This window comes from Alterirhizorhabdus solaris (assembly GCF_007785815.1).
In the GTDB taxonomy this organism is placed as follows: Bacteria; Pseudomonadota; Alphaproteobacteria; order Sphingomonadales; family Sphingomonadaceae; genus Alterirhizorhabdus; species Alterirhizorhabdus solaris.
Window position 1 is genome coordinate 1 of record NZ_VNIM01000119.1, and the last position, 10,718, is coordinate 10,718.

General features: G+C 68.0%; 8 protein-coding genes. 7 read left to right on the top strand and 1 reads right to left on the bottom strand.

The annotated features are described in order from the left end of the window. From FOY91_RS18850 to FOY91_RS18870, 5 genes are all read left to right on the top strand, one after another. Positions 1–1,002, top strand: a 1,002-nt coding sequence (locus FOY91_RS18850) for an alpha/beta hydrolase (RefSeq protein WP_203234632.1), incomplete at its 5' end; no start/stop codon positions are given. Between the two features lie 58 nt (positions 1,003–1,060). Continuing rightward, the gene (locus tag FOY91_RS18855; protein ID WP_145155224.1) at positions 1,061–2,134 is read left to right on the top strand and encodes a catalase family protein; all 1,074 of its coding nucleotides are present in this window, start codon (positions 1,061–1,063) and stop codon (positions 2,132–2,134) included. A gap of 40 nt (positions 2,135–2,174) precedes the next feature. Continuing rightward, positions 2,175–2,744 (top strand): type 1 glutamine amidotransferase domain-containing protein, encoded by a 570-nt coding sequence (locus FOY91_RS18860; protein WP_145155226.1) that lies wholly within the window; start codon positions 2,175–2,177, stop codon positions 2,742–2,744. A gap of 91 nt (positions 2,745–2,835) precedes the next feature. Continuing rightward, positions 2,836–3,348 carry a DUF1440 domain-containing protein gene (locus tag FOY91_RS18865; RefSeq protein ID WP_145155228.1) on the top strand — a complete coding sequence of 171 codons (513 nt, stop codon included), beginning with the start codon at positions 2,836–2,838 and terminating at the stop codon, positions 3,346–3,348. Positions 3,349–3,612: 264 nt separating this feature from the next. Further along, positions 3,613–6,210 (top strand): TonB-dependent receptor, encoded by a 2,598-nt coding sequence (locus FOY91_RS18870; protein WP_145155230.1) that lies wholly within the window; start codon positions 3,613–3,615, stop codon positions 6,208–6,210. A 78-nt stretch (positions 6,211–6,288) separates the two neighbouring features. On the opposite strand, the gene FOY91_RS18875 is transcribed toward FOY91_RS18870, so the two are convergent. Further along, complete coding sequence (locus tag FOY91_RS18875; RefSeq protein ID WP_145155232.1) at positions 6,289–6,960, bottom strand: response regulator transcription factor; 672 nt, start codon at positions 6,958–6,960, stop codon at positions 6,289–6,291. 265 nt (positions 6,961–7,225) lie between these two features. Here FOY91_RS18875 and FOY91_RS18880 point away from each other — a divergent pair, with 265 nt between their 5' ends. Next, entirely contained in the window at positions 7,226–9,358 is a 2,133-nt protein-coding gene (locus tag FOY91_RS18880) for a M3 family metallopeptidase (RefSeq protein WP_145155234.1), read from the top strand. Positions 9,359–9,477: 119 nt separating this feature from the next. Next, positions 9,478–10,695: a phospholipase A gene (locus tag FOY91_RS18885; protein WP_145155236.1), complete on the top strand. Its 1,218-nt coding sequence runs from the start codon at positions 9,478–9,480 to the stop codon at positions 10,693–10,695. Positions 10,696–10,718: the final 23 nt, after the last annotated feature.

Consider the following 10,718-nt stretch of genomic DNA (forward strand, 5'->3'; position numbering starts at 1 on the left):
CCGCCCGCCACCGCCGTGCAGCCGCCCAAGGCCTCGCCCGACATGCAGGCGGTGCTGGATGCGCTGGCCGGCCTCGGCGGCAAGCCGATCGAGACGCTGACCCCCGCCGAGGCGCGTGTCCAGCCGTCCGCCGCCGATGGTGCGAAGGCCGTGATGGCGCAGAAGGGCATGTCGACCGCGCCGGATGCCGCCGTGACCACGCAGGACGTTCCCTACGGGTCCGATCCCAAGCAGTTCGCCCGCATCTACAAGCCGGCCGCCGCACCGGCGGGCGACGCCAGGCTGCCGGTCATCGTCTATTATCACGGTGGCGGCTGGGTGATCGCCGATGTCGCCACCTACGACGCGGCGCCGCGTGCGATGGCCAAGGCGCTGAACGCGATCGTCGTCTCGGTCGAATATCGCCACGCGCCCGAGTTCAAGTTCCCGGCGCAGCACGACGACGCGGCGGCCGCCTATCGCTGGACGCTGCAGAATGCGGCCAAGTGGGGCGGTGACCCGGCGAAAATCGCGGTCGCGGGCGAAAGCGCCGGCGGAAACCTCGCGGTGGCGACTGCCATCTACGCACGCGACAACGGCCTGACGGTGCCGCGCCACATCGTTTCGGTCTATCCGATCGCCAACAGCAGCATGACGCTGCCGTCGCGCAGGGATTCGGCGAACGCCAAGCCGCTGAACGGCGCGATGCTCAAGTGGTTCGGCCATTATTACCAGGCCAATGCTGCCGATGCGCAGGATCCCCGCCTGAACCTCGTCGCCGCCAACCTGCGCGGCCTGCCGCCGACGACGATCATCAACGCGCAGATCGATCCGCTCCGGTCCGACGGCGAGACGCTGGCGGCAGCCATGCGGACAGCGGGCGTAAAGGTGGAACAGAAGACGTTCCCGGGCGTCACGCACGAGTTCTTCGGCATGGCCAAGGTGGTGCGCGGGGCGAAGGACGCCAACGATCTGGCCGTCGCCCGGCTGAAGGCGGCCTTCGCGGTGCCTGCACGCCGCTGACCCGGACGGCGGGGGCGGCAGTGATGCCCCCGCCGATCCCGTTCGACAGGAGATTCAGATGACCGACGCCCCCGTTCGCTACCAGCCCGATATCGAGGACATCCAGCCCGACGAGCAGGAAACCATCCAGCAGTTGTGTTCCACCTTCGACGTCATCCTCGAACGGACGGCGGAGGATTACGGCCACGCGGTACGCTCGGTTCATGCCAAGTCGCACGGCGTTCTCGTTGGGGAATTGACCGTGGACGCCGATCTGCCGCCGGAGCTGGCGCAAGGGTTGTTCGCCACGCCGGGCACGCACAAGGCACTGCTCCGCCTGTCCACCAATGCCGGCGACGTGCTGCCCGATGCGATCAGCCTGCCGCGCGGGCTGGCGCTGAAGGTGTTCGACGTGGAGGGCGCGCGCCTGCCGGGATCGGAGGGGAGCGCGCAGGATTTCGTCATGGTCAACGGCACCGTCTTCCAGGCGAAGACGGCGGACAAGTTCCTCGGCAACCTAAAGATGCTGGCGAAGACGACCGACCGGCTGGAGGGCACGAAGAAGGTGTTGTCCTCCGTCCTGCGCGGCGTCAGCAGCGCGCTGGAGACGGTCGGCATCGAGAGCGCGGCGATCAACTCGCTGGGCGGCGCGCCGAACGTGGAGCCGCTGGGCGAGACCTATTACAGCGTCACCCCGTTCCGCTACGGCGACTATATCGCCAAGTTCAGCCTCGCTCCCGTCGCGCCGGAGATGACGGCGCTCACCGGCGAGACGATCAAGGTCGACGGGCGCGAGGATGCGATCCGCGAGGATGTGCAGGCCGAGATGCGCAACTTCCGTGCGGAATGGGATTTCCGCGTTCAGCTCTGCCGCAATCTCGACAAGCAGCCGGTGGAAGACCCGACCGTGGAGTGGGACGAGGAGGAGGCGCCTTTCCTGAAGGTCGGCACCCTCCGCGCCGCGCCGCAGGACAGCTGGGATCCGGCGCAGGTGCAACAGATCGATGAGGAAACACGCTTCAGCGTGTGGACCGGCATCGCCGCGCACCAGCCGCTCGGCAACATCAACCGTGCCCGCAACGAGCCCTATCGCCACTCCGCCGACTTCCGCGCGCGGGTGAACGGCTGCCCGTATCACGAGCCGGCCGCCTGACGCGTCGACGCAACGCGCCTCATTCTACAAAGGAAAGAACATGACACTCGAAGGCAAAAAGATCGCCATCCTCATCGCCCCGCGCGGCACCGAGGAGCCGGAGTTCGCCAAACCCAAGGCCGCCGTCGAGGCGGCCGGCGGGACCGTCACCGTCGTCGGGCTGGAGGCTGGCGAGGCGCAGTCGGTCAACAACGATCTCGATCCCGGCAAGAGCTTTGCCGTCGACAAGGCGATCGGCGACGTCTCGGCGGCGGATTTCGACGGACTCATCATCCCCGGCGGCAGCGTGGGGGCGGACAAGCTGCGTGGATCGAAGCAGGTCGTCGCCTTCGTCCACGATTTCTTTGCGCAGGAAAAGCCGGTCGCCGCGATCTGCCACGCACCTTGGACGCTGGTGGAAGCCGATGTGCTCAAGGGGCGCACGCTCACCTCGTTCGCCACGCTGCAAACCGACATCCGTAACGCGGGCGGCACCTGGGTGGATCAGGAAGTGGTGGTGGACAAGGGCCTCGTCACCAGCCGCGACCCGGACGACCTGCCGGCGTTCTGCGCCAAGCTCGTCGAGGAGTTCGCCGAGGGCAGGCACGCCGAGCAGGCAGCGAGCGCCTGAGGCACGGGACGGCGCGTCGTCGACCGGCTGGCGACCCGGCCGTCGTGCGGCTCGCCGTCCTGACGCAGCTTAAAGCAGATGAAGGTGAGAGATGAGCGATACGCCAAGCGATGACAGCAACTCCGCGCGCATCCTGCGTGGCGTCCTGACCGGCATCGTTGCGGGTGTCGCGGCATCGTTCGTGATGGACCGCTTTCAGGCAGCCGTCGCCGCACTCTCCTCCGACGATGAGGGCGGCGACGGGGAGCCTGCGACGGAACAGGCGGCCGACGCCATCGCCCTGCGTGTCGTCGGCAGGCCCGTTCCGGAGGCGGACAAGCCGCTGGGCGGCCAGTCGATCCATTATGTGCTGGGGAGCGGGCTGGGCATCGTCTACGCCGTCGCAGCCGAGTTCCGCCCCGCCGTCACCGCCGGCCATGGCGCCGCCTTTGGGATCGTGACCGCCACCTTGCTCGACGAGGCGGCCGTGCCGGCGGCGGGCCTCGGGCCGGCGCCATGGAAATCGGACGTGCCGACCAATCTCTATGGCTATGCCTCGCACCTGATTTTCGGCGGGACCGCCGAGTTCGTCCGCCGCAGTGTCCGCACCACGCTGGAGGTGTGACGACACTGGCGGTCTGCATCACCACGCCGAGACGGTTTCACAGCCGCCCGGGCGGGGCAAATGGATAGCCACCACGCCGCCGACCCTCTTTGTCGGGCGTGGCGTGGCGAAGGAGGGGCTACCGCCATCCTTCGTCCAGCACCCGTCTCACCCTGTGACACATGACGCGAAGATGAAAGTCGCGCGCACAACGTTTCATCGCTGCGTCATATCCCCGACCCACGTCTCGTCTAGCCGCCGCCCCACAGAACAAAGGGGGCGTCCATGTCGAACCAGCTTATCCGCCGCGCACAGTTGATGACCGGCTGCGCGACCATTCTTCTTCTCGCCGCGCCCGCCGTGGCGCAGGATGCCGTGACGCCGCCGGCCGCTGCACAGCGGGCGGTCGATGCCGCGCGGCCGGTGCAATATGCCGCCGCCGACATGGCTGCTCCCGCCGCTGAAACCGAGGCCGTCGGGCTGACCGACATCGTCGTCACCGCCACCAAGCGCGAGACGAACCTCCAGCGGACCCCGATCGCCATCAACGTGCTCAACACGCAGGCGATCAAGGATCGCCACGTGCAGAGCCTGTTCGATCTCGGCGACGGCGCGATCCCCTCGCTGCGCATCGCCCCGTTCGAGGCCCGTCAGAGCGCGCTCACCCTGGGCATCCGCGGCATCGTGCCGCTCGACGCGAACCAGCCCGCCCGCGAGCAGGGCGTCGGCGTCTATGTCGACGGCGTCTATCTCGGCCGCCAGCACGGCCTGAACGCCGCGCTGTTCGACGTGGAGCGGATCGAGGTGCTAAAAGGTCCGCAGGGCACGCTGTTCGGCCGCAACACCGAGGGCGGCGCGCTCAGCATCGTGACGAAGGGCCCGTCGGGCAAGTTCGGCGGGCGCGTGTCCGGCAGCATCGGCAACTACGGCTCGTACAATTCCGAGGCGCATCTCGATCTGCCCGAATTCCACGGCTTCAGCGTGAAGCTGGACGGCGTCATCCAGCATCAGGATGCCATCACCAAGAACCCGCTCGCCGGCCAGACCGGCTGGGGCTATTACGACCGGCAGGCCTTCCGCGCCGCCGTGCGCTGGCAGCCCACGCCGGAGATCACCAACGACTTCTCCTACGACAACGGCCGCGACTCCAACTCGCCGTTCTACAGCCAGCTGCTGAACTTCAACCCGAACAACTGCGTGGCGGGCACGCAGGCGGCAAGCCCGAACTGTGCGCTGCCGGGCACGTCCTATACGGCGCTGACCGGCACCGTGAAGCCGGTGCTGCCGGGCGTGGTGATCGAGGGTGACAAGCGCCAGAAGGTCGCCGACATCGGCGTGCCGCAGCAACCGAGCGTCGACAAGACCCACGGCTTCACCAACTCGCTGAAGTGGAAGGTGACGCCCGATCTGGAGCTGCGCTCGATCACCGCATGGCGCGGCGTGACGGCGACCCAGTGGGACAACAGCGGCGGCGCGCATCGCCCGCCGATCGTATCGCCGGGCTGCACCGGCACCGCCTGCAACTTCAGCCGCTACAGCCTCGCCAACCTGAGCCAGGACCAGTTCAGCCAGGAACTGCAGGCGGTCGGTTCGCTCGGCACGGTCGATTACGTCGCCGGCCTGTTCTACTTCAACGAGCGCGTGTCGGACGATGCCGCGACGCCGAACTCGCTGGCGATCCAGGGCTACACCACCGCCGGGCAGACCACGGGTTATCAGTATGTCGTGCTCGATCCCTGCCTCACGATCGCCGGCGTCGGTGCCGGCTCGCAGCCGGGTTGCCGTTCGATCGACCGCGCCTCGGCCGTGAAGTCCAAGAGCTACGCCGCCTACGGCCAGGCGACCTGGAACGTGACCGACCGTCTGCACCTGACCGCCGGTGGCCGCTACACCAGCGACAAGAAGAAGGGCGCGCTGCTCTTCTCGCGCAACGTCAACTACGTCACCAACCCGGTGGCGGCGGCGGCGAACGGCTACACCCCGCTCGACGAGACATGGAACCGCTTCAACCCGATGGCGACGGTGGCGTTCGATTTCAGCGACACGCTGCACGGCTATGCCAAATACGCGACCGGCTACCGCGCCGGCGGTGCCAGCTCGCGCACGTCCAACTATCAGGCGTTCGATCCGGAGGACGTGAAGTCCTACGAGGTGGGGCTCAAGGCCGACCTGTTCGATCGTCGTGTCCGCATCAACCTGGCCGGCTACATCATGGACCGCAAGGACAGCCAGGTCGACATCAGCACCATCCAGTTCCAGAACAACAGCAGCTTCAACAACCTCGTCACGATCAATGCCGCCGGCACCACCAAGATCCGCGGGATCGAGGCGGACGTCACGGTCAACCCGGTCGAGGGGCTGACGCTGAACGCCTCCTATGCCTACACCTACACCAACATCCCGCTGGTCCCGATCGTCAACATCCAGCGCAACGCCGCCGGGGTGGAAACGTCTCGTACCACGGTGCTCCAGCGCTTCTACATCGTCTACACGCCGCGCAACGCGGCCAGCGGCGCGATCGACTATGAACTGCCGGTGGGCGGCGGCGACACCAAGCTGCGCTTCCACCTCGACGCCAACTACTCGCAGGCCACCCAGGCGTTCGACCAGTTCGCGACGAAGAACGATGCGTCCTTCCTCATGAACGGCCGCATCTCGCTGGCCGACATCGCCGTCGGCAACGGCGACGAGAAGCTGACGGTGGCGGTGTGGGGCCGCAACCTGCTCGACAAGGATTATGTGTTCCGCCGGGATCCCTCGAACAGCCTGCCGGGCGCGCCGACGACCAACATCCTGTCCGGCAGCGTCAACAACGTGCTGGGCGACTACGGCAACTTCAACGCGCCGCGCACCTACGGCATCGAGGCGACCGTCCGCTTCTGATGACTGGTGTCCTCCGGCTCATGCCGGGGGTCGCACGGCGATGAGACAGGGCCGGGGGGCATGGCACCCCGGCCCTTTTCATGTCCGCAGCAGGTAGCCGATGCCGCGCCGCGTGACGATCGGGTCTGGCCGGCCCGGCATCGCCAGCCTTGCCCGCAGGCGATAGACGTAGGCGTCGAGGATGTTCGTCGCGGGCGCGGCGTCATGCCCCCACACCCGCCGGAGCAGGGCGATGCGCGTCACCACCGATCCGGCATCGCGGGCCAACGCGGCCAGCAGGCCGAACTCCGTGACGCCGAGGTCCAGCGGTACGCCGTCGCGCCACGCCTGCATCCGGCCGGGGCTGACGAGGATGTCGCCGGCGCGGATCGTGTCCCCATCCGATCGCCAGCGGCGGCCGCGCACCACGGCGAGGAGGCGGGCGTCAAGCTCCTCCGTCTCCGCCGGCCGGACCATGTAATCGTCCGCCCCGGCCCGCAGCGCCTCGACCTTGTCGATCGTGCGGCCCCGCGTGCTGAGCAGGATGACCGGCACCGTCATCCCCTGCGCGCGCAACTGGCGCAGCATCGCCAGCCCATCCAGCCCGGGCAACGCCCAGCCGAGGATCACCGCGTCATGCGCCTGCCGGTCGAGGGAGTGGAGGGCGGCCGGGGCATCCGCCGCGATCGTCACGCCATGGTCGAGGCCGCGCAGATCGTCCGCCAGCTTGCCCGCGAAGCCCGCGTCGTTATCCACCACCAGCAGGTCCACAGCCACTATCCCGTGAGGTCGCCCGCCGTGCGGATGCGCCGATTTCGGAGCGGTGTCGAGCATGGCGTCGGCCGACGGTGAGTGCCATGGGCCTCACCCGGCGGATCTGCGGCCCGCTCCAGTCGCCCTCAAGTCGTTACAAGCGCCCGACATTCCACACCGCGCGACATTCGTGGCGGGGCGCGCTATGCCGGGTCATCCGGGCCGGCGTCGCACGATCCATGTGCGTGGCAACGGCCTGCACCCACCTGTCAGGGGACTTTCCTTGCACCATCGCTATCTGATCGCCGCCAGCCTGCTGGCCCTCGGCACCGCCGCACAGGCACAGCCCGCCCCGGCACCCGCCGCGGCCCCCCGCGCCACCGATCTCACCGCGCCGTGGACCGGCCCCTATGACGGAGTGCCGCCGTGGAGCACGGTGACGCCCGCTCAGTTCCCGCCCGCGTTCGATGCCGCGATCGCCGACCTGCGTCGCGAAGTGCGCGCGATCGCCGACGACACCAGACCCGCCACCTTCGCCAACACGATCGAGGCGCTGGAGAAATCCGGCGAGACGCTGGATCGGGTGGAGACGCTGTTCGGCGTCGAGACCTCGAACATGAGCACGCCCGCCTATGAGGCGCTGGACGCCGAGTGGAGCCCGAAGCTGAGCGCGGTGCGCGACGAGATCACGCTGGACCCCAAGCTGTTCGCCCGCATCGACGCGGTGTACCGGAAGCGCGCGTCCGCCGGGCTGGATGCCAGGCAGCAGCGCCTGCTCACCCGCACCTGGCAGCGTTTCGTGCGGGAGGGCGCACGGCTGAACCCGGCGCAGAAGCAGCAGCTTTCCACGATCAACCAGCAGCTTGCCGGCCTGTTCACGCAATTCGGCCAACGCCTGCTCGCCGACGAAAGCACCGCCGTGTCGGTGACGGACGAGGCTAAGCTGGCGGGCGTGCCGGACAGCGTGAAGGCGGCGTACAAGGCCGAGGCGGCGGAGCGCAGGCAGCCGGGCTGGGCGATCAAGAACACCCGCTCGGCGGTCGATCCGCTGCTCACCTTCGGCACGGACCGTGCGCTGCGCGAGGCGGTGTGGCGCAAGTTCGTCGATCGCGGCGACAACGGCGATGCCAACGACACGAACGCGATCATCGCGAAGATCGTGAAGCTGCGGGCGGACCGGGCGAAGCTGCTCGGCTTCCCCAACCACGCCGCCTACCGGATGCAGGACACGATGGCGGTCGATCCCGCCAAGGCGCAGGCGCTGATGATGCGCGTGTGGCCCGCCGCCGTGGGCCGCGTGAAGGAGGAAGTCGCCGACATGCAGGCGCTGGCCGACGCCGAGGCGAAGGGCACAGCGAAGATCGTGATCGAGCCGTGGGACTACCGCTTCTACATGGAGAAGGTCCGCAAGGCGAAGTTCGACATCAACCAGGCCGAACTGAAGCCGTATTTCGAGCTGAACAACATGATAAAGGCGTCCTTCTGGGCCGCCGGGCAGCTTTACGGGCTGCAGTTCAAGGAGATCACCGGCACGGTGCCGGTGTTCGAGCCGAACGTGCGGGTGTGGGACGTGACCGACCCCGCCGGCAGGCATGTCGCGCTGTTCTACGGCGATTATTTCGCCCGCACCGGCAAGCGTTCGGGCGCGTGGATGGACACCTATCGCGCGCAACGCGGTTTCCCCACGCCGCAGACCGCGATCGTGTCGAACAACAACAACTTCACCAAGGCAGCGGCGGGCCAGCCGGTGCTCATCAGCCTCGATGACGCCAGCACGCTGTTCCACGAGTTCGGCCACGCGATCCACTACATGCTCCAGCGGGTGAACTACCCCGGCCTCGCCAACGTGCCGCGCGATTTCGTGGAGTTCCCCAGCCAGGTGAACGAAAACTGGCTGCTGACGCCCGCCGTGCTGGACAAGTTCGCCCGCCATTACCAGACGGGCGCGCCGATCCCGCAGGCACTGATCGACAAGGTGAAGAAGGCCGACACGTTCAACCAGGGCTTCTCCACGGTCGAATATCTGGCGTCGGCCATCGTCGACATGGACCTGCATCTGATCCCGGACGGCGTGGTCGATCCCGATGCGTTCGAGAAGGCGACGCTGGCGAAGATCGGGATGCCGAAGCAGATCGTGATGCGCCATCGGCTGCCGCAGTTCGGCCACCTATTCTCCAGCGACGCCTATTCGGCCGGCTACTACAGCTACCTGTGGTCCGACACGATGGGTGCCGATACGTGGGCGGCCTTCACCGAGGCGGGCAGCCCGTGGGACAAGGCAACGGCCGATCGGTTCGCCAAGGTGCTGCTGTCCACCGGCAACGAAACCGACCGCGCGGAAGCCTATCGCGCCTTCCGCGGTCGCGATCCGGACGTGAAGGCGCTGCTGAAGAAGCGCGGCTTTCCCACCGAATGACGTGATGTCGCCCCGGTGCCCCCGCGCGCCGGGGCGACTATCCCTGTTGCGCTGCACAATCTAAGGAGGGTCATCGCGCCCGACGATGCATCGGGCTCGGCAGTGGATCAGGAAACGGCATGACGAACGGATTTCGGGCAACGGCGCGGCTGGCATGGCTGGGGTCGCTGACGGCGGCATGCCTTTCGATGCCTGCCATGGCGGCGGTGCAGCCGGTGTTGAGCGGCATCGACGGCGCCCCGCGCAACGGCGAAACCGTGACGGTACGGCTCACCCTGCTCAACGACGGCGCCATCCCCGAACGGGCCGACCCGCCCCGGCAGATCGCCGCGACGTTGTCGGCCGGCGCCCGGACGTGGCCGGTGGCGCTGAGCCTTGTCGCCCCGCCGGCCGCCACGCCGATCCCGGCAGGCGGTTTCGTCCAGCTTGGCTATGCACTGCGGCTGCCGGCCGATCTGTCGACGGACCAGCCGCTCACGCTCTCCGCCCCGTCGCTCGGTGCCACCGCGTTGGCGTTCGCCGGGCCGGTAGCCGCCGATGCGCCGGTCCAGGTCGCCACGGCCGCGCCGGTCGCCGCCCGGCCGGCGTTCGAGTCCGCCGATCCCGATACGGGCAACGCCTATGCCACGCGGCTTTCGGTGTACGATCCGATCTATGCCGTCACCGGGTTCGGCACCAATACAGATGCGCGTATCCAGGTCAGCTTCAAGTATCGCCTGTTCTCCCCGGCGAAGGGCAGCGACGGGCAGGGGCTGCCGGGGCTGGAGGGCCTCCACTTCGCCTACACCCAGCGGCTGTTCTGGGATCTGGGGGCGAAATCAACGCCGTTCCGCAATGTCGATTACATGCCCGAGCTGTTCTACCTCGTGCCCGCCAACAAGGTGGGGGGCAACCTGTGGCTGGGCGGGCAGGCCGGCATCCGCCACGAATCGAACGGGCGCGACGGGCTGGAATCGCGCAGCCTCAACATGCTGTATGTGCAGCCGGTCGCCTCGTTCGATCTCGGCCGCTACCGGCTGAGCGTGGGGCCGCGCGTGTGGGCCTATTTCGGCAGCCTCGAGGACAATCCCGACATCCGGCGCTATCGCGGCAACACAGGCCTGTTCGCCGAAATCGGCGAGGACGACGGCCTGCGGCTGACCACCAACACCCGCTTCAACCCCGGATCGGGCAAGGGATCGATCACCGCCGACGTCTCCTATCCGCTGGAGGCGCTCGGGGTGGAGCGGCTGGGGCTGTACGTGTTCGGCTCGGGCTTTGCCGGTTACGGCGAGAACTTGCTCGACTATCGCCGCCGCACCACCCGCCTGCGTGTGGGCGTCGGGCTGACGCGCTAGGCGGAAGCGGGCGGGTGGTGCGG

Excerpts from the sequence above, each read along its gene's own strand:
- FOY91_RS18855 (WP_145155224.1), top strand. The coding sequence starts at position 1,061 with ATGACCGACGCCCCCGTTCGCTACCAGCCCGATATCGAGGACATCCAG.
- FOY91_RS18860 (WP_145155226.1), top strand. The coding sequence starts at position 2,175 with ATGACACTCGAAGGCAAAAAGATCGCCATCCTCATCGCCCCGCGCGGC.
- FOY91_RS18865 (WP_145155228.1), top strand. The coding sequence starts at position 2,836 with ATGAGCGATACGCCAAGCGATGACAGCAACTCCGCGCGCATCCTGCGT.
- FOY91_RS18870 (WP_145155230.1), top strand. The coding sequence starts at position 3,613 with ATGTCGAACCAGCTTATCCGCCGCGCACAGTTGATGACCGGCTGCGCG.
- FOY91_RS18885 (WP_145155236.1), top strand. The coding sequence starts at position 9,478 with ATGACGAACGGATTTCGGGCAACGGCGCGGCTGGCATGGCTGGGGTCG.